The following is a 20,421-nucleotide window of genomic DNA, read 5'->3' as shown; positions in this document are numbered from 1 at the left end:
AACTAGCTGATTCTAATCGGAATAGATAGAACCTGAGTCACTGACCCATTAGGGGTTTCAACCTCAACAATAAGAGTACCTGCATTAGGTTGCTCTTCACCTTTCAGTGTCACACTAAACTCACGTCCCGCGTTATAGTTACTACTTGGCCAAATATATTGAGCACTACTAGCAACAGAACCTGCGCTTGCTTTAAATCTAACAATACTACCAGCAGGCATTTGTTGGTTATGTAAGTCAGATATAGTGAAATAAACAGTAGCGGCATCTTTACCTATTAAGTCAATACGTTGGTCTTTGCTGATGCTGTAACTATCGTCGATAAGCACATCAGCAATCGGAGTCGCATAAGCAGTACTTCCTGACATGACAATCACTAAACTGCCTCTCACATATAGTGATTTTGAATCTGTAATACCATCAGCACAAGCAGCATGTGCAGGCTCAGAGCAGAGTACACCGTTATATTTACTATCTTTTATATCAAAAACACCATTAGAATTAAAATCAATTAACTCTTCTAATTCCCCACCAATTTGTCCACCCGCTTGCTGAGGATTAAAAATGCCATCTTCATTATAATCATTGAAAGCATCATCCAAATCAAATGGCTTACCACTTACATCCTTTTGAGTTAAAAATGCTGTTGCTTCAGAAGAATCAAAGCGGCCATTGCCGTTAATATCTGGGAAGGATTCTTCGCCAATCGCAGTTGCAGTAATAGTTGCTCGACCACCATATTTCTGGCCATAATAATTACCTAAATTAGGCGCAAGTATCGCAATAGGATTGCGAATTAATGCGCCTGTTGCGTCAATAAGAGACTGCCCTTCAGGCCTAGTTAACTGACTCGTCCAAACAACACTACATGTACCTTTAACAGTCTGACAAGCATCTTCAATAGAGCCACCTTCAGTGGTAAAAGATACTGTTGTGCCATCTGGAACAGGGTTATTGAATGCATCGGCTAGGCGTGCAGTAACGGTCACTTTGGTGCCATCAACGTTCCAACCTTCAGCATTGAGTACTGTTGCAGAAAGTGAAAAACTGTCTTGATCGGGTATCCCTGTCGAGATGATGAGCTGACTTGATTGACTTGAAATAACTGGCGAAGAGCCAGCAATAGTGCCTGTTACTCTTACCGAAGTAGCAACAGTCCCTGTTCTTACAACTGTCTGAACAATGCCTTGATTGTTAGTCGTTGCACTTGATGGGTCAAGCACTATGCCTCCCGTCGTAGTGTTCAAACTAAAGTTAACTAACTGGTTACTTACCGGATTACTATTTGTGTCAAGTACCTTAAATTTAACTTCAGAAGATTCTGAGCCACCTGTACCTAAAATGGCGATATTTTGCGGTGTCGCAGACATAAATATAATGCTTCCCACGTTAGCAGGAAGTACTTTAATAGTGCCCGTAGCTGAAAGATTTAATCCACCTGCGTTAGCAGTAACATTAATAGGATCATCTCCAACGCAGCCCTTTGCAAGGTAAGTCGTTGTAGCTACGCCATTCACAGAGGGTACGGGTGAACTTATTATGGCTTCTGGTGATGATTTAGTTGAACAGGCCGATGAAAACTTAACATCCACAGGTTGGGTAAAAGGCTTACCTTGATCGTCCTGGATAACGACAGAAATAGTCGCGGTGCCACCTGCAGTTAAATCACTTGAACTAACACTTGCTTTACCAGCAACAAAAGGACTTCCACTACCCATGACTACATTTGTAGCACCAACCACCACTACTGTATTACCTTTTTCACCACTAGCTAAAGAGGCAACGATAGTTCCTGCACCTAACGTATTACCAGCATAAATATCAACACTAGCCTTTCCCTGACTATTTGTTACAGCAGTTTTGATAGGAAGGTCCCCAATATCATTGTCAAAGGTCACTATCGTGGGTTTATTAATGCCGGTGATAGTAGCAGTTAACTTACCTGGATTTAAGGATGTAATAGTTTGAATAGGTAAGCCTGCAATATCAGTTAAGGCTAAATTAACTTGTGCACCTCCACCCGCTTCACCGCCATCACCTTTCATCACAAAACCAATTTTCCCAGACTCCCCAGTATCAACTTTGCCAGTGACAGTACCTGCACCCGCAATAGTTGCTGTATTTAAAATAATAGTAGCAACACCTTCGGTATTCGTTAATGCCGTTGCCGTACTAGGATCAAAAGACCCAATATTAGAATTACTCAGAGTAAAAGTAACTAATTCACCAGCCAAGGAACCGAGTTTCGAATCAACAACTTTAGCTGATACTGTGGCAGGTGCTAAAGCAGAAATATCCGTATTAGTAATACTCAGAGTGACAGTGACGACACTTGGCGTCGGCGGAGTACCGGAACCATCATCAGAGATACTGCCTCCACCACCACATGCTGATAATAAAAGCGAACACAATCCTGCGAGAAAAACCTTATACGCTGACTTCATTGTCAGGCTCCCTGTTACTCTGATGATGATACTTAAGCGAGATGCTTATTACTTATAGGCTAACACTACACAATTTTCACCAATTTTGCTCACTAGAACCTTATTTTATTTCACAAATAACACAAATATTTTAACGCTATTTGCCATTTCATCTTCGCGCTTTTCTTGCTAGTCTTGTGAGCGCCAAAAAATAGAATGTATAAAAAACACACAGGACTCTCTATGGCAATTTCTATAAAAAATAAACTCGGCCTTACAAGTAAAATTCTGATCGGTATGGGAACAGGTATTGCTTTAGGCCTCTTTCTCCGCAATGCCTTTCCAGAAAGCGATATAGTAAAAGATTATATTACCGAAGGTTTCTTGCATGTTATCGGTACTATCTTCATCTCCAGCTTAAAAATGTTAGTCGTTCCTTTAGTCTTTATTTCATTAGTTTGCGGAACTTGCTCACTGAGTGAACCTTCAAAATTAGGCCGCTTAGGGGGGAAAACCCTCGCCTTCTATTTATTCACAACCGCCATTGCCTTAGTGATTGCGATTGTCAGCGCAGTCCTTATACATCCTGGAAACGCCTCACTGGCGTCAGAAAAAATGGAGTACGTCGCAAAAGAAGCCCCAAGTCTTGCTGATGTGCTGATAAACATAGTGCCCACCAATCCAATGCAGGCATTGAGCGAAGGTAATATGCTGCAAATTATTATTTTTGCAGTGATTTTTGGCTTTGCTATTGCCCATATTGGTGAGCGCGGCAAACGTATTGCGGCGTTGTTTGAAGATTTAAATGAAGTCATCATGCGTGTCGTGACACTGATCATGCAACTCGCGCCCTATGGTGTATTTGCGCTGATGGCAAAACTTGCATTAACACTCGGTTTAGAGACCTTTGGTAGTGTGGTTAAATATTTCTTCGTGGTCTTAGGTGTATTACTGATCCATGCGTTTGTTGTTTACCCTACACTTCTAAAACTTTTCTCAGGCCTCAATCCCTTAATATTTATTCGTAAAATGCGCGATGTGCAGTTGTTTGCTTTTTCAACCGCCAGTTCAAATGCCACTTTACCCATTACCATAGAAGCGTCTGAACATAGATTAGGTGTCGATAATAAAATCGCCGCTTTTACGCTACCGTTAGGCGCTACCATTAATATGGATGGCACAGCAATCATGCAAGGCGTTGCCACTGTGTTTATTGCGCAGGTTTTTGGCATTGAGCTCTCACTAACCGATTATGCCGTTGTTGTTGTGACAGCCACGTTAGCATCAATTGGTACCGCGGGTGTTCCAGGTGTCGGACTTATCATGCTGGCCATGGTGTTAAATCAAGTTGGCTTACCAGTGGAAGGGATTGCCCTGATTATCGGTGTCGATCGCTTACTCGACATGGTACGTACTGCTGTAAATGTCACTGGTGATTGCGTAGCAACTGTAATTATTGCTAAATCAGAGGGCGAATTTAACGAGCAAGTGTTTAACAATACTCAAGCGGGTAAAGTTGCTAGAAGTTTTGATGAGCAAGTTCATCATTTAGATAAATCGAACTAAACCTCACAAAGACCAAAATGACGCCCAGCTTCAGTGTTGGGCGTTTTTGTTTGAACGCAATACAGTTAACATGTCTATTGTTAGCAAAATGTGAACGCACCAATAGTACGGAAGTTTGTTTTTAGATACATTATGTTTACTATTTTAATACGTTTAATGGGAGGGGTATAAATGTGGTGGAGAAGTCTTTGGATCCTGATTGCATGCTGGCTATTGAGTGCCCACTTCGTACGTTACGAACAAATTAACTTTGCCATTCCTTTTGCACTTGCGCCTTTGGTCTTATTTTTTAACTCAGTTTACTTACTTCGTTTATTACAAATTTTATTATTTATAAGTGTCTTTGCCGTCTGGGGCGTCACAACCATTGAAGCGGTACATCTGCGATTAGCGCAAGAAATGCCTTGGTTGAGATTGTCTTTTATCATGATGGCGGTGATGTTATTTACCTTAGGCGCGATTATGTGTGGCAACGGCATTTTGCGGATCAGAAAACAAAAATCGCCTTGGGGAAATTCCCCGATACGCTAACACTTTAACAGCAAAACCGTCTTATTCAACAATAAATTAGTACTTATTTTGACCACAAGTTCAACTCGGTCAGCAAAGGTTAAGTTCAACTAAGATATGCTGATCCTCTATTTGGTTATCAGTGTAATTTTACGTAGACTAGTTTGCTAAAGCTTAGCTCATACACTTTAAGGCATTATATTATGAGAATTTTGGTTGTTGAAGACGATCCTATTTTATCCCACCACTTAAAAGTGCAATTAAGCGATCTCGGCAATCAAGTTCAAGTGGCACTGACTGCCAAAGAAGGTTTTTATCAAGCCACTAATTATCCCATCGATGTCGCCATTGTCGATTTAGGGCTACCCGATCAAGATGGTATTAGCTTAATTCAACAACTCCGTGAAGCGGGTCTTAAAGCACCGATATTAATTCTCACGGCACGAGTTAATTGGCAGGATAAAGTTGAAGGCCTAAACGCCGGAGCCGATGACTATTTAGTGAAACCCTTTCAAAAAGAAGAGCTTGTTGCAAGGCTTGATGCCTTAGTGCGCCGTAGCGCAGGTTTTGTTAAACCTGTGATTTGCAGTGGAGAATTGAAACTCGATCTCGCCGCCAAACAAGTCACTCTGGGTGACGAAGTCATGGAGGTCACTGCCTTTGAATATTTAATCCTCGAATATTTGATGCGCCATTGTCATGAGGTTGTCGCCAAGCAACGTTTACTCGATGTGATTTATGGTGATAAGGAAGGCGATCCCAATACGATTGAAGTTATGGTCAGCCGCTTGCGTAAAAAACTGACCCGCGATGGTATCGATACCCCCATAGTGACCATCCGCGGCCAAGGATATAAATTTAACCTGCCATGCAATTAAGATTAAAATTCAAGAAACGTCTGCTGACACGGATGTTTCTCACCTCACTATCAATTATTACCTTAGTGGGTTTTGGTCTCGCATGGATGGTTAATATTCTGCATGCGCAAAATAGTTATAACGAAGAAACTGCCCAACTCATTGCCGAAATCCCCCAAGTCGCCGCCGAATTACGGGAGCACGATCTTATCCCCGATACCAGTGCTTGGTTAGAAGAAAATAATAAACAAGAGCGCTATGTAATAGCGAGTTGCGATGACAAATTTAAGCAGGTTTGGACCTCATCCCTCGCAGTAGATCGTGGCTTATTTGATACCTGTGAGCGTTTTAACGAAATCCGTAACGACTCCCCGCCCTACTACCTCACCATGGCTGACGACAGAGGTTATTTCGTCTATTTGCTCGCGGTCGAAATTGCCAGTGTGCATTACAACCTCCTCGTCATGAAAGATGCCGCCAAACTGGAGCAAGAATACAGTAAGTTCAGTAAACGTACTTATATTCGTTTAGCCATGGTATTGGCCTTAGCCTTAATTCTATTGGTCAGCGCCGCCTATTGGGGCATGCGTCCCTTGGTACGGATGCAAAATGAACTGCAATCAATTAACCAAGGGAAGAGTAAATCACTTTCTGAGGGCTATCCTGTTGAACTTGAAGGCGTAACGCAAGCACTCAACCAGATGTTGCAACAATCGAGTGCCCAACAACAGCGCTATCAAAATGCGATGAATGACTTGGCACACAGTCTTAAAACCCGCTTAGCCGCCGTGCATGCCATTACAGATGACGCCAGTTTGAGTAAACAATCGGCGAGCGAAAAGATCATGGAACAAGTCAGCCAGATGGATCAGCTGGTCAAATACCAATTAAAACGGGCTATGTTGGGTCGCCAAGGCCTGAAGCAAGAACAAACTGTTATTGCGCCCTTAGTCGATCAATTAGCACAAATGTTGTTTAAAATTTATCGAGAAAAACAAGTACAGTTCTCGGCCAACATCTCCCCTTCCTTGATGTTCCCCGGCAACAAGGGTGACTTAATGGAGCTGTGTGGCAACCTTATGGAAAATGCTTTCCGACTGTGTATCAGCCAAGTGCATGTATCGGCTAAAATTAACTCACAAGGTGAGTTTGAACTCATTGTTGAAGATGATGGCCCTGGTGTTGAAGAAAGCTTAAGACAGAAGATTATCCAACGTGGCGTGCGTGCCGATACTCAGTCTCCTGGGCAAGGGATCGGATTAGCTGTCTGTGATGAAATCGTTCACAGCTACGGTGGCAGCTTAAAAATTGAAGAAAGTCGCTTAGAAGGGGCACTCTTTAGGATCCGTATCCCAGTGTAATAAACTGGGATACTATCAGGCAATCACCGCATATAACTGTTCGGCTCGATTAAACATGATCCAAGAAGTGGCAATATATTTGTCACCACTCACAGGTTTATTTCCCCGATGTGAATGAGTAAATCCCGCAGGCGCTATCACCATAGTGCCTTTTTTAGGGGAGATTTTACGCTGTTGATAATAGAATTCGGTTTCGCCGCCCTCTTCCACATCATTTAAATAAAACATATAGAGCACGACGCGATGCAGAGCTTCATTGTGGCCATTCTGCGGGAATTGCTCCGAATGCCAATGGGGATAACCGCCTTTATTTTGCTGATACTTTTGAATATTAATACTGCCACTGCGATACAAATACTTCACTAAGCCATCGGCCCTAGGCGCACCCAGCGTCGCAAAATTAGTCGGAGTTAGCGTTACAGGTTGGCCCTGCTCATCACTCACTGACACAGCAACCGCACCCATTAATGCCATTGAATACTTTGTGAAATAATCTACTGCGCCCTTTAAGGTATAACCTAAGAGTTCGTTTCTGATAGGCTGCAGGTCGACGAAACTATCTAAGGTCAAATCGCGGCTGATCTTCTTCTCCAAATCGACGCCATTGCCCGTTTGTCCATCAACAACGCCAGCATGTTGCTCAAATGCCAGAATGAGACGGTCACACAAATCATTCGGCAACGCATTAGGGTATACTTCAATAAAGTCCATACTTCCTCAATGGAGTGGCTACTTTCTAGGCTTACTATGCTGACATGTTAGTTAAGTAATTGTAAAGCAGCATCATTGAGATAAAATAACCCACATTACGCTTCACGATAACAAGAATATGAAAAAAAGCTGTAAAGTTTCAGTCCATCAACTTCAAGTCGGCAACTTTGTGCGTTTGCCCGTGGCTTGGAAAGATCATCCCTTTTTATTCAGTAGCTTTCATATTAAACAAGCTGCGCAAATCGAGTTGATTAAAAATCTGGGCATCGAACATGTCATCGTCGATTTAGAACGCAGCGACGTCGCCCCGATACATGCTGATGCGGTCAACCCTATCAAATTGCCGCCAAGTGCTGAAATCAATGTGCTTAAAAACGACATGGATCAATACAAAGCTGAGCAAATCGAAGTACAAAAAAAATTACGCCGTGACATTAATAAAACTGAGCAAAATTTTACCCGCTCAGTAGCCATGATGCGCAGCCTCATCTCTAAGCTACGTAATCGCCCCTTAAATGCGGTCGATGACGCCAAAGATTTGGTCCACACCATAGTCGAACAGTTGCTCAACTCAGATAACTTAGTGCTGCATTTGATGAGTGATGCTAAGCAGGATGAAAGCATTTACTACCACTCCTTGAATGTTGCGATCCTCTCTATGCTGATCGCCAAAGAAATGGAATGGGATAGAAGTGAAATCGAAACGGTCGGTCTCAGTGCCCTGTTCCACGACGTGGGTAAATTAAAAATCCCACCACAAATTCTAAAAAAATCGGCACCTTGGTCAGCACCAGAGCTTAATTTTATCAAACAGCATCCATTACTTGGGATTGAACTGCTCAAATTAGCCGATAATTTTCCCCAAGCAGCCTTACCTGCAATCACCAATCACCACGAGTTTCTCGATGGCAGTGGTTATCCCAAAGGCCTAAAGGAAGAGGCTCTCGACAAGGTATCGCAGCTGATTGCGGTAGTGAACGAATATGACTCCTTGTGTTACCCAAGCCAACAGGGCAAAGCCAGAATGCCCTACGCCGCACTGGGGCATTTGTATAAGCAATACAAAACTAAGCTAAATCAAGAGTATATTGGCAAGATGATCAAGATGCTGGGCATTTATCCCCCAGGCAGTGTGGTGGAATTATCCAGCGGTCAATATGCCATGGTGATGTCGGTTAACTTAACTAAACTGCTATGCCCTAAGATATTGGTTTACGATGCGTTAGTTCCTAAAGACCAAGCACCTATCGTTGATTTAGAGATTGAAGGGATCAGCATAGTGCGCTGCTTACCACCTGCGGCGCTTCCTGAAAAAGTCCACGAGTATCTAAATCCGCGCGAGCGAGTGAGTTACTACTTTGGCGGCGATAGTCGTAAGTAGTTGATTAAGAAACTGGCTTAACGATTATGTCTAACGAGCTTCACTCATTTAAGCAAAGTCATCGAGTCTCACTCATTGAATAAAAGTCATTGAATGAACATGATTAAATAAAAGTGATAAAAATAAGGGTCGAATATTGCATTCGACCCTTATTTTTAATTCGAGAAATCAACACAGCTAGCGCCAGACTTATAACCAATGCTTACGTTTAAAGAAGAAGTAAGTACCTGCGGCACTGGCTAACATCATCACAATCGCCATAGGGTAACCGTATTGCCACTCAAGCTCAGGCATGCTGGCAAAGTTCATCCCATAACTACTGGCAATCAAGGTCGGTGGTAGAAACACCACTGCGGCAACCGAGAAGATTTTAATGATTTTGTTCTGCTGCAGACCACTGAACCCCATGGCCGCATCGAGCAGAAAGTTTAACTTATCGAAAATAAACTGACTGTGGGGCATCAGCGACTCGATATCCGACAACATTTCCCGCAAGTCCTTTAAATGTTCATCGGATAACTGGCCACGATAATAACGCTGCATATAACGCAGTGAGCGCTGAGTATCGAGCAAACTTAATCGGATTTTACCATTAGAGTCTTCTTGCAGAGTGATGAGTTTAAATACATCGTCAAGTTCGTCGTTATCAAATACTTGCTCACCGACATTTTCAAGTACAGTGTAAACGTCTTCAATTAAGTCAGATAGATAATCCACTTTCAGATTAAATAACTCGAGAAACAATTCCTGCGGTGTCGATACTTCTAACCGCCCTAAACGCAAATAGTTACGCAGCAAACGGATAAGACCTACGTCTTCTTCACGAATTGTCAGTAAAAAATTGCTACGAAGGTTGAAGGAAACGTTAACGCCGCGCACATCTTGGCCGACACGCTGTGGGAATAACGAATTAATATGCAAGCCGTCACTGTTTTGATAAAAACGTGCTGAGGCCTCAATTTCATTGATATCTTCTTCGTCAGGCACTTCTTCAACAGAAAAATGACTTAACCACTCTCGCTCCTCATCATCGGGTTTATACAGATCTAACCAAATGGTCGACGCGGGAATACTGTCCAGTATGCCGAGCTCTGTCACAGTAAGGTGACGATTATCATAGACATAAGCAGTAATCATTTGTCCTCCTGAAAAAAAACTTAAGTTAACGATTCCACTTAAGTGCAGGCTAAAAAATTGTCGCTAGTTTACCGCATAAGTTGGCAATGAAAAGGCGTGCAAGGTAATTTAGTAAAATAAATATGCCTTAATCGGTTTCGATAATTGCCAACCGTTCTTGGGTCGAAAAGCGAATATGGATGCCATCGATAGTGACCATTTTCGAGTCTGAGATATCCCCTTTTCGCACACGATACTCGCCGTTATTGTCGGCATTCGGTGACACAATTCTCACAGTGACAATTCTATGCTGATCGCGCCAATACCAAACACTGTAACTCAGCAGGCTAAATCCAATCACCACAAACACACCCGTCAACAGGTATCGGCGCCACAGCGGTTCACTAAAACGCTTTGAACTGAGATTAACAGCCTGAGGTTCAATCTGACGCTTGCGTTTCACCAGCAAAAACCAAGCGCCAGCAATAACTAAGACTGTTAGTAAAATTTTAATGAGCATGGCTCTTTCCTCTGATAAACGTCCGCTTGTGCTCAATGGTATCGATCAAGCCAGCAGCAATCTTGCATTGGCCCTTCAATGCCACACAAGTTAGCGCATTATACGCAGACTTATATGGATAAACTGTCTTTGGGATCAAGCTTAAAGTGCACAGTCAAATAGATAAGGCGAATGTATGAGCCACACACATGCACATAGACAAAGCAGAACGTTGAAACAGAGTACAACAGACTTATGACAGGGCGAAAACACTGCGGGACCCATGCTTAAAATTGATTGCTACAGATCACAATACTCAACAATTAAGTAAGTACCTGACATTAAAAATCTTCAAATCCCTTCGCCATCCGCTGAATTTGTGCCAAAGGAACGCCATGGCGATTACGTTTCGCGCATTCCTGCTGATGAGCCAGACTGCTTGGTTCACCCACAAGCACAATTCTAACTTGATAACCTAAGGCTTTTGCCGCCGCTTCATAGGCCATGTATTCCCAGTGGCACAGATTGGTATTATCACAAATCACCACAGGCTCGCTTGAAGAAAGTGCCTGAATAAACCCCGTCAAATTACATTGATGAAACTCAGGTAATTTCTTGGCATCGAAACGGTATTCATCTTCATGGTAGAAAAAACTATCGGTCGAAAATACGCCACGTTGCCGCACGCCAATGGCTTTTTCTAAAGGAAGGGAAAGAATGTAAGTTTCAACCCAGTGTGACTTACCACTGCCCGGTAAGCCACGCATTATAATCGCAACTTTTTCGCTCATGTGTTCGACTCACTGCCAATCACTCGACCCGCTAAAATGGTATCAACCAACTGAGGCACTAACTCCCCCGCTTTTCCTGTGAGGTGATATTGAAACTGACTGTGTCTATCGGGTGCCATCATATTCACTTCGACTGTTTGAGCCCCATGATGGTTAGCAGTATCCACAAAGCCCGCGGCAGGATACACAGTGCCAGAGGTGCCAATGGCAATAAACAAGTCACAGTTATCGAGCGCATCGTGAATTCGATCCATCCCTAAGGGCATTTCACCAAACCACACCACATGGGGGCGTAATCGCTGAGCCGGAATACAACAAGTACAGCAATTATCGGCACCAAAGGGCTCACGTAAAATAAAGGTCTGACGTGAGCGCGGACAACGGCCTTTGGATAATTCACCGTGCATATGCAATAGACGGCGCGAGCCCGCACGCTCATGCAGATCATCAATATTTTGTGTGATGATAAGTAATTGACCTTTAAAGTCCGCTTCCAACTTTGCCAAGGCCACATGCGCTGCATTGGGTTCAACCGTGCCACTGTGCAGTTGCAACCAACGACTATTGTAAAATCGCTCTACCAATTCAGCATCACGCTCATAACCTTCTGGTGTAGCAACGTCTTCAATATGATGCTCTTCCCACAGACCATCTTGATCGCGAAAGGTGCGTAAACCCGACTCAGCAGAGATCCCTGCGCCGGTTAACACCACAATTTGCTGGTACATGCCGATTCCTTATTATTTTATTTATTTGAATTATTCTCACTGACTTTGGCAGCCGTGAATATTATTCCTTGGTATAACCATACAAAAACTATGCTTGAATTGCCGCAAAATATTGTGATTTAACGCCTATTGACACAATTTATCTGCATATCGCCCTAGAAAGCCAGAACAAAGGTTTAAGTTTTCAACCTGAGCACCTATAATGGCAAACACTATCCACGGATGAACCTATTGGTTCTGCAATCAAGAGATTAGCAATGACAGATGGAAATCAAGCGCTAAAAAAAGCGGGTTTGAAAATTACCCTGCCACGAGTCAAGATCCTAGAACTGATGCAAGGACCTGAAAACCAACATATCAGTGCAGAAGATTTGTACAAGAAGCTGCTCGATATCGGTGAAGAAATTGGTCTAGCCACCGTCTACCGTGTGTTAAACCAATTTGATGATGCAGGTATTGTCAGTCGCCATCATTTTGAGAGCGGTAAAGCCGTTTTCGAACTATCGACTCAGCATCATCATGATCACTTAGTTTGCCTATCGTGTGGCAAAGTGATTGAGTTTTCAGATGAAGTCATCGAACGTCGTCAAGATGAAATTGCCATGAAACACAATATTAAGCTGACTAATCACAGCTTATATTTGTACGGCACTTGCACCAACGATACCTGTGAGCATAACGACGCCTAAGTCGGCCATTGTGTTTATAAAGAATTAAGCAAAAAACCAGCCTAAGGCTGGTTTTTTATTGGATGATGTTTACGGGTAAACCGCTATAACACCTTGGCGTAGATATTCACTTTATGGCCCATAAACTCATTTTGCTCACGCCAATGCATGCCCACACGCTTAGCCACACCTTCAGAACCGAGATTCCCTGCTAAGATAAGTGCAATCGTCTGGTCAATGCCAAAACGTTTAAATTCGGCTAATGCAGCAAATGCGGCCTCAGTACCAATTCCAGTTCCCCAATACTCAGGGAAATAACGATAACCCAGTTCGACTTCGCTGAATTCTGGAATAAATTTCGGACCACAAAAACCAATCACCCGCTTATCAGCTTTATGCTCTACCGCCCAACGACCAAAACCATGTTGCAGATAATCAACTTGGATCACCTTGTGAAACAACTCAACCGCCTGCTCGCGAGCTGTAAATGCCGCGGTGGGAATGTACTTTAGCATCTCGGGATTACTGTTCATCAAATAAAGCGCTTCACAATCTTGCTCAGTAAATGGTCGAATAATTAACCGTTCAGTTTGGGTTATCATCTTTGCTCCTTCAAAAATGGCACTTAAAAATCAACCAATGGTTCGCTTAAAGTGCACTGGCGTAACGTCAACGACACTACGCCAATACCTCAAGCTTAACGGTGGAAATCACCACTGCGTTCAGGCTGATACAGGATTTCCTCAATACGCACTTTTACCATAGAACCACCCGGACCTGGCCATTCAATTTCATCACCTTGAGAGAGCCCTAATAATGCGCTGCCCACCGGCGCCAAAATAGAAATCGTGCCCGCGCCGTTCACGTCTTTTGGATACACTAAACGTAAACAGAAAGTCTCATTACTGGATGAAACGCTAAACTTCACTTCTGAATTCATGGTCACCACATTCGCGGGCACCTGTGATGCAGGCACAATATCGGCTCTGTCTAATTCAGCCTCCAATGCCGCTTTGCCCGGAAACGCATTTGCCGGCAGTGACTCCAATAATCGCTCTAGTCTTTCTAAGTCAATTTCCGAAATAATGATTTTAGGTGTTTTCACAGTTTTTCCCTCGTAAAAAAATGTGATGTTTAAGCCGTTACTGTGGCTAACATCGACTCTGTTGCTTACCCTCCCCCAATGCGATAAGCCCCATAAAACAAATACGCTCGCAACGATAGACTGCAACCGTGTTAAATAAATTTGAGTTCAAGATTTTTTTGCAGAACAGCACTGAAGCCATAAGCACTTAGCTCATGGTTAATGGCTCTACTCACATTATCCTCGCCAATGACACAGACGAGCGCGTAGTAGAGAAGCATCAATCTAACCCGTAGAAGCAAAAATATCTAGTCTTCATGGTGTTAGCTCAATCCCATTCCTATGATTTACTGCGCTTAGCTGCCGAAATTACAGCCAATAAAAAAGGCGCCTTAGGCGCCTTTTTTATTCGAAAGGTTAGCTTACCAACCTGTACGAATACGCAGCGCTTTGCCGATATCAGCAAGCGAGCGGACAGTTGTCACGCCCGCTGCTTCTAATGCAGCAAATTTGTCTTCTGCAGTACCTTTACCGCCAGCGATAATCGCGCCAGCATGGCCCATACGCTTACCTGCAGGTGCAGTGACACCCGCAATATAAGACACAACAGGCTTAGTCACGTGTGCTTTAATGAAAGCCGCCGCATCTTCCTCAGCGTTACCACCGATTTCACCGATCATAACGATCGCTTCAGTCTGTGGATCGTTTTGGAACATTTCCAGTACATCAATGAAGCTAGTACCTGGAATTGGGTCACCACCAATACCTACACAAGTAGATTGGCCGAAACCTTCATCCGTCGTTTGCTTAACCGCTTCATAAGTCAGAGTACCTGAACGAGAAACGATACCCACTTTGCCTTTTAAGTGGATGTGACCAGGCATAATGCCGATCTTACATTCACCTGGGGTGATAACACCTGGGCAGTTAGGGCCGATCATGCGAACGCCAGTTTCTTCAAGCTTCACTTTAACTTGCAGCATGTCCAGTGTAGGAATGCCTTCAGTGATACAAACGATAAGCTCGATGCCACCGTCGATAGCTTCAAGAATGGCATCCTTACAGAACGGAGCCGGAACATAGATCACAGAAGCAGTCGCACCAGTCGCAGCCACAGCGTCTTTCACAGTGTTGAACACTGGCAGACCTAAGTGAGTTTGACCACCTTTACCAGGAGACACACCGCCCACCATTTGCGTACCGTAATCGATAGCTTGTTGTGAGTGGAATGTACCTTGACCGCCAGTGAAACCTTGGCAAATTACCTTGGTATCTTTATTGATTAAGACAGACATTATTTGCCCTCCGCAGCTTTAACTACTTGCTCAGCCGCGTCAGTTAGACTGGTAGCTGCAATGATATCTAGACCTGATTTAGCTAATACTTCACGGCCAAGTTCAGCGTTAGTACCTTCTAAACGAACCACAACAGGTACTTTAACGCCCACTTCTTTAACTGCGCCGATAATACCTTCTGCGATCATGTCACAACGTACGATACCGCCGAAAATGTTAACCAGAACCGCTTTCACATTGCTGTCAGACAGAATGATTTTGAATGCTTCTGCTACACGTTCTTTCGTCGCGCCGCCGCCTACGTCTAAGAAGTTCGCTGGCTTGCCACCGTGCAAGTTAACGATATCCATAGTACCCATCGCCAGACCTGCACCGTTCACCATACAGCCAACGTTACCGTCTAATGCAACGTAGTTCAGCTCGAACTTAGCAGCGTGAGCTTCGCGGGCATCATCCTGTGATGGATCGTGCATGCCTTTGATTTTTGGTTGACGGTAAAGTGCGTTACCGTCGATACCGATTTTACCGTCTAGGCAGTGTAGGTTGCCTTCAGTGGTAATAACCAGTGGGTTGATTTCAAGCAATGCGAAATCATGATCAACGAACATAGTCGCCAGACCCATGAAAATCTTAGTGAACTGCTTCATTTGAGTTGGGTTTAAACCTAACTTGAAGCCAAGATCACGTGCTTGATAACCTTGTGGGCCAGTCAAAGGATCTATGATTGCAGTGTGGATGAGTTCTGGCGTTTCTTCTGCCACTTTCTCAATTTCAACACCACCTTCAGTCGACGCCATGAACACAACGCGACGAGTCGCGCGGTCAACAACAGCACCTAAGTACAGTTCGTTAGCGATGTCGGTACAGCTTTCTACTAAAATTTTAGCAACCGGCTGGCCTTTCTCATCAGTTTGATAAGTCACCAGATTTTTGCCTAACCAGTGTTCGGCAAAGGCTCTGATTTCTTCTTTATCGCCAGTGACTTTAACGCCACCTGCTTTACCGCGGCCGCCTGCGTGTACTTGACACTTAACAACCCATAAATTTCCGCCAATATGGCCTGCCGCTTCTACAGCTTCTTGGGCTGTATCACATGCAAAACCTTCTGACACTGGTAAACCATATTCGGCAAATAAGGATTTTGCCTGATACTCATGCAAATTCATGATGATCTATCCGTATACTTCTAATCAAATCCAACTGGCCCGTTTGGGCCAGTCACGAGGGTATGTCTGGCTATTTCTTTAAGCGCAATCTCTTATCGAGTTGTGTTACAGATCAAGCAGCAGACGAGTTGGGTCTTCTAGGAAGTCTTTAATCGCAACCAAGAAACCAACAGACTCACGGCCATCAACAATACGATGGTCATATGAGAGTGCTAGGTACATCATGGGCAGGATTTCAACCTGACCATTGACTGCCATTGGGCGATCTTTAATGGCATGCATGCCTAAAATCGCACTTTGTGGCAGGTTAAGGATCGGTGTAGACATCAGTGAACCGAAAACACCACCGTTAGTCACAGTGAAGTTACCGCCAGTCATGTCAGCCACAGTCAGCTTACCGTCACGGCCTTTAAGGGCTAAGTCACGAACTGCTTTTTCGATTTCAGCTAAGTTCATGGTATCTGTGTCACGTAACACTGGTGTTACCAGACCACGTGGTGTTGATACTGCGATGCTGATGTCGAAGTAGTTGTGATAGACGATATCGTCGCCATCAATAGACGCGTTGACTTCTGGGAAACGTTTCAGCGCTTCAGTCACGGCTTTGATGTAGAAAGACATAAAGCCTAAACGGATACCGTGGCGCTTTTCAAAGATATCTTGGTATTGCTTACGGATATCCATGATGGGCTTCATGTTCACTTCGTTAAACGTCGTGAGCATAGCGGTAGAGTTTTTCGCTTCTAACAAACGGTTTGCGATTGTCTTACGCAGACGTGTCATTGGCACGCGCTTCTCGCTACGGCCAGCCGCTAACGGAGCTACAGCAGGTGCTGCTGGCGCCGCAGCTTTAGGGGCAGACTTAACGAAGGCTTCTACGTCTTCTTTCGTAATACGACCACCCACACCAGTGCCTTTTACTTTGCTGGCATCAACATTGTGCTCAGCCAGTAAACGGCGTACAGATGGGCTTAACGCATCACTGCTTTCATCGCTGGTTTCAGCTGCTGGTGTTGCCGCTTCAGCTTGCGCTTTGGTGACTTCTTTGCCAGATACAGCACCGGCGATGAATTTAGCGATCACTTGTTCACCCAGAACAGTGGCGCCTTCTTCAAACAAAAACTCGCCAATGTGGCCATCTTCTGGCGCAACCACTTCAAGAACCACTTTATCGGTTTCAATATCAACCAGGTTTTGATCACGAGAAACTTGCTCGCCCACTTTCACATGCCAAGTGGCAATCGTGGCATCGGCAACAGATTCTGGTAGTACGGGTACCTTGATTTCGATACTCATGAAAAACTATCCTTTTATAAAATGTCTATTACTACAGTGTGATTGTAAGTTTCAGGGCACTGTTCACTAAAGATTCTTGCTGATGTGTGTGCAACTCAGGGTAACCACACGCTGGTGCAGCTGACGCTTCACGACCAGCATAAGTTAACTGTGCACCTGCAGGAACCGCGGCCCAGAAATGGTGTTGACTAGAGTACCAAGCACCTTGGTTCTGTGGCTCTTCCTGACACCAAACAAAATCTTTCACATGTTGGTAATCAGCCAAAGCAACGATCATTTCATCATGTGGGAACGGATATAACTGTTCGACACGGATTAACGCTACGTTAGTGATATTTTCTTTACGACGTTTTTCCAGCAGTTCGAAGTAAACCTTACCACTGCAGAAGACAACTCGGTCAACCTTGCTTGCTTCCAACGTATCGATTTCACCGATCACATTTTGGAAACTGCCATTGGCTAATTCTTCCAAGCTTGAAACCGCTAATGGATGACGTAGTAATGACTTAGGCGACATAACGATAAGTGGTCGACGCATAGGACGCACCACTTGGCGGCGCAACATATGGTAGACCTGTGCAGGTGTTGAAGGCACACACACTTGCATATTGTGGTTAGCACACATCTGCAAGAAACGCTCTAAACGGGCGCTTGAATGCTCAGGGCCTTGACCTTCATAGCCATGGGGTAACAACATAGTCAGACCACATAAACGGCCCCACTTCTGCTCACCCGATGACAAGAACTGATCGATTACCACTTGGGCACAGTTAGCAAAGTCACCAAACTGCGCTTCCCAAATAGTCAATCCACCGGGTTCTGCTGTGGCATAACCATACTCAAACGCCAGTACTGAGGCTTCAGATAATACTGAGTCAGTAATATCAATTGGGCCTTGTTCATCAGCAATATTGCGCAGTGGCATGTAAGTCGTGCCATCGTTTTGATTGTGCAATACAGCATGACGATGGAAGAAAGTACCGCGGCCAGAATCCTGACCCGTAATACGTACACGCTTGTTGTCTTCCAGAATCGAGGCATAAGCCAGCGTTTCTGCAAAACCCCAATCGAGTGGCTTCTCGCCTTTTGCCATCGCTAAACGGTCGCTATAAATCTTAGCAACCCGTGATTGCAATGGATGACTTTCAGGTACATAGCTCAGTTTGTCAGCCAGACTTTGTAAACGCTCAGCCGACATAGAGGCTTGATACGCTTCGTCCCACTCACGACCGATATACGGTGTCCAATCAACAGAATGCAGCGTCATTGGGCGCCATTCTTTAACTACACAATCACCTTGATCTAATGCATCACGGTAATTATTGATAAGACCAGTCACATCATCAGCAGCAATCACGTTTTCAGCGATTAACTTGTCTGCATAAATCTTACGTGGCGTTGGGTGTTTCTTGATCTTGGCATACATCAGCGGCTGAGTTGCACTTGGCTCATCGGCTTCGTTATGGCCATGACGGCGATAACACACTAATTCAACCACCACATCACGTTTGAACTCGTTACGATAATCAACGGCTAACTGCGACACAAAAGCAACGGCTTCGGGATCATCAGAGTTAACGTGGAAAATCGGAGCCTGAACCATCTTAGCGATGTCAGTACAGTATTCAGTCGAACGAGTGTCCGCATGGTTAGACGTCGTGAAACCCACTTGGTTGTTCACTACGATGCGAATACTGCCGCCGACTTTAAAGCCACGGGTTTGAGACATGTTGAATGTCTCTTGTACTATCCCTTGACCTGCAATTGCAGAGTCACCGTGAATAGTAATAGGCATGACTTGTAAGCCATCCTTACAACCGCGACGGTCTTGACGGGCACGTACAGAGCCAATCACCACAGGGTTAACGATTTCAAGGTGCGATGGGTTAAAGGCCAGTGCTAAATGCACATTGCCGCCCGGCGTTTCAAAATCAGAGGAGAAACCTTGGTGGTACTTAACGTCACCAGAACCGTGGGTATCAGCATGCTTACCCGCGAACTCGTCAAACAGTTCAGCTGGACGCTTACCTAATACGTTCACTAATACGTTCAGACGACCACGGTGAGCCATACCGACGACGATTTCTTTAGTACCGGCTTCACCTGCACGATAAATAATTTCGCGCATCATAGGCACTAACGCATCACCGCCTTCTAACGAGAAACGTTTCGCACCAGGGAATTTAGCACCTAAGTATTTTTCAATACCTTCTGCGGCGTTAAGGCCTTCAAGAATGCGTGTCTTAACACTTTTATCGTAGTTAGCTTTACCTAAGGAAGGTTCGAGACGTTGTTGGATCCAGCGTTTCTCATCGGTATCGGTAATGTGCATATATTCAGCACCGATAGAACCACAGTAGGTGGCTTTCAGCGCTTTTACCAAATCCGCGAGCTTCATGGTTTCGCCACCATGAGCAAAAGAACCTGTATTAAACTCACGTTCCATGTCTTCTTTAGTCAAGCCGTGGAAGGCAGGATCTAAATCAGCTACAGGTTCACGTTTCCACAGTTCGAGGGGATCAAGATTAGCACCTTGGTGACCACGGAAACGATGGGCGTTAATTAATTGCAGGACTTTAACTTGCTTAGCATCCATTTCAGGATCCGTCACACGAGCTGAGCTCTTATGGCGACCTTCTAACGCTAAACTGCGAAAATAATCACGTACTTTTGAGTGAGCAGCTTCAGGCGCATCAACAGAGGCACCGTTCACAGGAGGGAGATTATCAAATACCGCACGCCAATCATCAGCGACTGACTGTGGGTCTTCTTGATAGGCTTCATACATCTCTTCTACGTAGGTCGAATTTGCACCACTTAAGTGAGATGATTCGAGCCAGGCTTTCATGATGCCTTGGTGCATTTCTATTCCTTTCAAACTTTATACACGTGCTTAGCCATAGTATTAAATATGCAGTCTGTAGAGATTACCTTCGACGCATAATTTCTGCCGCCCCTAGATGTCCAGA

18 protein-coding genes are annotated in these 20,421 nt (G+C 44.4%); 6 read left to right on the top strand and 12 right to left on the bottom strand.

What is annotated here, in order from left to right:
* Positions 1–2: 2 nt before the first annotated feature.
* The gene (locus L5M11_RS05880) at positions 3–2,444 is read right to left on the bottom strand and encodes a hypothetical protein (RefSeq protein ID WP_263191607.1); all 2,442 of its coding nucleotides are present in this window, start codon (positions 2,442–2,444) and stop codon (positions 3–5) included.
* A 222-nt stretch (positions 2,445–2,666) separates the two neighbouring features.
* Here L5M11_RS05880 and L5M11_RS05875 point away from each other — a divergent pair, with 222 nt between their 5' ends.
* The 4 genes from L5M11_RS05875 to L5M11_RS05860 all read left to right on the top strand — a co-directional run bounded on the left by L5M11_RS05875 (position 2,667) and on the right by L5M11_RS05860 (position 6,717).
* On the top strand, positions 2,667–3,989 hold the full coding sequence (locus L5M11_RS05875) for a dicarboxylate/amino acid:cation symporter (protein WP_173496825.1): 1,323 nt from the start codon (positions 2,667–2,669) through the stop codon (positions 3,987–3,989).
* 171 nt (positions 3,990–4,160) lie between these two features.
* Positions 4,161–4,520, top strand: a complete 360-nt coding sequence (locus tag L5M11_RS05870) for a hypothetical protein (protein ID WP_028759715.1) — start codon at positions 4,161–4,163, stop codon at positions 4,518–4,520.
* A 182-nt stretch (positions 4,521–4,702) separates the two neighbouring features.
* Complete coding sequence (locus L5M11_RS05865; RefSeq protein ID WP_219252121.1) at positions 4,703–5,377, top strand: response regulator; 675 nt, start codon at positions 4,703–4,705, stop codon at positions 5,375–5,377.
* Positions 5,368–6,717, top strand: a complete 1,350-nt coding sequence (locus L5M11_RS05860; RefSeq protein ID WP_028759713.1) for a sensor histidine kinase — start codon at positions 5,368–5,370, stop codon at positions 6,715–6,717. Before L5M11_RS05865 ends, L5M11_RS05860 begins: the two co-directional genes overlap by 10 nt.
* Before the next feature lie 15 nt (positions 6,718–6,732).
* Here L5M11_RS05860 and L5M11_RS05855 read toward each other — a convergent pair whose 3' ends face one another.
* Complete coding sequence (locus L5M11_RS05855) at positions 6,733–7,428, bottom strand: 2OG-Fe(II) oxygenase (protein WP_173244477.1); 696 nt, start codon at positions 7,426–7,428, stop codon at positions 6,733–6,735.
* Between the two features lie 118 nt (positions 7,429–7,546).
* Between L5M11_RS05855 and L5M11_RS05850 the strand changes: the two genes are divergently transcribed.
* The gene (locus L5M11_RS05850; protein ID WP_168825389.1) at positions 7,547–8,809 is read left to right on the top strand and encodes an HD-GYP domain-containing protein; all 1,263 of its coding nucleotides are present in this window, start codon (positions 7,547–7,549) and stop codon (positions 8,807–8,809) included.
* 189 nt (positions 8,810–8,998) lie between these two features.
* Here L5M11_RS05850 and corA read toward each other — a convergent pair whose 3' ends face one another.
* From corA to cobB, 4 genes are all read right to left on the bottom strand, one after another.
* The gene (corA, locus tag L5M11_RS05845; protein WP_105252689.1) at positions 8,999–9,946 is read right to left on the bottom strand and encodes a magnesium/cobalt transporter CorA; all 948 of its coding nucleotides are present in this window, start codon (positions 9,944–9,946) and stop codon (positions 8,999–9,001) included.
* 127 nt (positions 9,947–10,073) lie between these two features.
* Positions 10,074–10,445 carry a hypothetical protein gene (locus L5M11_RS05840; protein ID WP_028759709.1) on the bottom strand — a complete coding sequence of 124 codons (372 nt, stop codon included), beginning with the start codon at positions 10,443–10,445 and terminating at the stop codon, positions 10,074–10,076.
* A gap of 320 nt (positions 10,446–10,765) precedes the next feature.
* Complete coding sequence (locus L5M11_RS05835; protein WP_173496823.1) at positions 10,766–11,215, bottom strand: ATP-binding protein; 450 nt, start codon at positions 11,213–11,215, stop codon at positions 10,766–10,768.
* The gene (gene cobB / locus L5M11_RS05830; protein WP_028759707.1) at positions 11,212–11,943 is read right to left on the bottom strand and encodes a Sir2 family NAD+-dependent deacetylase; all 732 of its coding nucleotides are present in this window, start codon (positions 11,941–11,943) and stop codon (positions 11,212–11,214) included. Before cobB ends, L5M11_RS05835 begins: the two co-directional genes overlap by 4 nt.
* A 257-nt stretch (positions 11,944–12,200) precedes the next feature.
* On the opposite strand from cobB, the gene fur reads away from it, so the two are divergent.
* A complete protein-coding gene (gene fur, locus L5M11_RS05825; protein WP_028759706.1) occupies positions 12,201–12,632 on the top strand; it encodes a ferric iron uptake transcriptional regulator in 432 nt (143 codons plus the stop codon).
* A gap of 83 nt (positions 12,633–12,715) precedes the next feature.
* Here fur and L5M11_RS05820 read toward each other — a convergent pair whose 3' ends face one another.
* The 6 genes from L5M11_RS05820 to sucA all read right to left on the bottom strand — a co-directional run bounded on the left by L5M11_RS05820 (position 12,716) and on the right by sucA (position 20,315).
* Positions 12,716–13,213: a GNAT family N-acetyltransferase gene (locus tag L5M11_RS05820; RefSeq protein WP_173244472.1), complete on the bottom strand. Its 498-nt coding sequence runs from the start codon at positions 13,211–13,213 to the stop codon at positions 12,716–12,718.
* A 95-nt stretch (positions 13,214–13,308) separates the two neighbouring features.
* Positions 13,309–13,716, bottom strand: a complete 408-nt coding sequence (gene rnk / locus L5M11_RS05815) for a nucleoside diphosphate kinase regulator (protein WP_028759704.1) — start codon at positions 13,714–13,716, stop codon at positions 13,309–13,311.
* A gap of 401 nt (positions 13,717–14,117) precedes the next feature.
* Positions 14,118–14,990: a succinate--CoA ligase subunit alpha gene (gene sucD / locus L5M11_RS05810; RefSeq protein WP_028759703.1), complete on the bottom strand. Its 873-nt coding sequence runs from the start codon at positions 14,988–14,990 to the stop codon at positions 14,118–14,120.
* On the bottom strand, positions 14,990–16,156 hold the full coding sequence (gene sucC / locus L5M11_RS05805; protein ID WP_006081976.1) for an ADP-forming succinate--CoA ligase subunit beta: 1,167 nt from the start codon (positions 16,154–16,156) through the stop codon (positions 14,990–14,992). Before sucC ends, sucD begins: the two co-directional genes overlap by 1 nt.
* Before the next feature lie 105 nt (positions 16,157–16,261).
* Entirely contained in the window at positions 16,262–17,452 is a 1,191-nt protein-coding gene (gene odhB / locus L5M11_RS05800; protein WP_006081977.1) for a 2-oxoglutarate dehydrogenase complex dihydrolipoyllysine-residue succinyltransferase, read from the bottom strand.
* Between the two features lie 31 nt (positions 17,453–17,483).
* Positions 17,484–20,315 carry a 2-oxoglutarate dehydrogenase E1 component gene (sucA, locus tag L5M11_RS05795; RefSeq protein WP_263171970.1) on the bottom strand — a complete coding sequence of 944 codons (2,832 nt, stop codon included), beginning with the start codon at positions 20,313–20,315 and terminating at the stop codon, positions 17,484–17,486.
* Positions 20,316–20,421: the final 106 nt, after the last annotated feature.

The sequence above is a fragment of the Shewanella sp. SM87 genome, assembly GCF_025653705.1.
Lineage (GTDB): Bacteria > Pseudomonadota > Gammaproteobacteria > Enterobacterales > Shewanellaceae > Shewanella > Shewanella oncorhynchi.
The sequence above is the reverse complement of the archived record's forward strand: the minus strand, read 5'-3'. Positions and strand labels throughout refer to the sequence as shown.

Excerpts from the sequence above, each read along its gene's own strand:
- L5M11_RS05880 (WP_263191607.1), bottom strand. The coding sequence starts at position 2,444 with ATGAAGTCAGCGTATAAGGTTTTTCTCGCAGGATTGTGTTCGCTTTTA.
- L5M11_RS05875 (WP_173496825.1), top strand. The coding sequence starts at position 2,667 with ATGGCAATTTCTATAAAAAATAAACTCGGCCTTACAAGTAAAATTCTG.
- L5M11_RS05870 (WP_028759715.1), top strand. The coding sequence starts at position 4,161 with ATGTGGTGGAGAAGTCTTTGGATCCTGATTGCATGCTGGCTATTGAGT.
- L5M11_RS05865 (WP_219252121.1), top strand. The coding sequence starts at position 4,703 with ATGAGAATTTTGGTTGTTGAAGACGATCCTATTTTATCCCACCACTTA.
- L5M11_RS05860 (WP_028759713.1), top strand. The coding sequence starts at position 5,368 with ATGCAATTAAGATTAAAATTCAAGAAACGTCTGCTGACACGGATGTTT.
- L5M11_RS05855 (WP_173244477.1), bottom strand. The coding sequence starts at position 7,428 with ATGGACTTTATTGAAGTATACCCTAATGCGTTGCCGAATGATTTGTGT.
- L5M11_RS05850 (WP_168825389.1), top strand. The coding sequence starts at position 7,547 with ATGAAAAAAAGCTGTAAAGTTTCAGTCCATCAACTTCAAGTCGGCAAC.
- corA (WP_105252689.1), bottom strand. The coding sequence starts at position 9,946 with ATGATTACTGCTTATGTCTATGATAATCGTCACCTTACTGTGACAGAG.
- L5M11_RS05840 (WP_028759709.1), bottom strand. The coding sequence starts at position 10,445 with ATGCTCATTAAAATTTTACTAACAGTCTTAGTTATTGCTGGCGCTTGG.
- L5M11_RS05835 (WP_173496823.1), bottom strand. The coding sequence starts at position 11,215 with ATGAGCGAAAAAGTTGCGATTATAATGCGTGGCTTACCGGGCAGTGGT.
- cobB (WP_028759707.1), bottom strand. The coding sequence starts at position 11,943 with ATGTACCAGCAAATTGTGGTGTTAACCGGCGCAGGGATCTCTGCTGAG.
- fur (WP_028759706.1), top strand. The coding sequence starts at position 12,201 with ATGACAGATGGAAATCAAGCGCTAAAAAAAGCGGGTTTGAAAATTACC.
- L5M11_RS05820 (WP_173244472.1), bottom strand. The coding sequence starts at position 13,213 with ATGATAACCCAAACTGAACGGTTAATTATTCGACCATTTACTGAGCAA.
- sucD (WP_028759703.1), bottom strand. The coding sequence starts at position 14,990 with ATGTCTGTCTTAATCAATAAAGATACCAAGGTAATTTGCCAAGGTTTC.
- sucC (WP_006081976.1), bottom strand. The coding sequence starts at position 16,156 with ATGAATTTGCATGAGTATCAGGCAAAATCCTTATTTGCCGAATATGGT.
- odhB (WP_006081977.1), bottom strand. The coding sequence starts at position 17,452 with ATGAGTATCGAAATCAAGGTACCCGTACTACCAGAATCTGTTGCCGAT.
- sucA (WP_263171970.1), bottom strand. The coding sequence starts at position 20,315 with ATGCACCAAGGCATCATGAAAGCCTGGCTCGAATCATCTCACTTAAGT.